This window comes from Paenibacillus sp. TSM33, from assembly GCF_056099025.1.
Genome location: NZ_JBLZXB010000071.1, coordinates 1 through 255 on the forward strand (window position 1 = coordinate 1; position 255 = coordinate 255).

The following is a 255-nucleotide window of genomic DNA, read 5'->3' on the forward strand; positions in this document are numbered from 1 at the left end:
TGATCTAGCGAAGCCGCCACTTCTGCGGGTAGGCCTTGCCGAACTGGCGCCGGACCGACACATTCTAATGTTCGATACGCATCATATCGTATCTGACGGCGTTTCGATTGACGTACTGATCGAAGAGTTCGTCCGCTTGTACAGCGGGGAGCAACTGGAGCCGCTTCGCATTCAGTACAAAGATTATGCGGTATGGCAGCAATCGGACGAGCAGAAAGCTCAGCTTGCCAAGCAGGAAGCCTACTGGCTCGACAT

At 54.1% G+C, this 255-nt stretch carries 1 protein-coding gene; it reads left to right on the forward strand.

Annotated features, from left to right (window positions below; genetic code table 11):
* Positions 1-255: condensation domain-containing protein (locus ACN6NF_RS25940; RefSeq protein WP_474320332.1), on the forward strand; the 255-nt coding region annotated here is incomplete at both ends.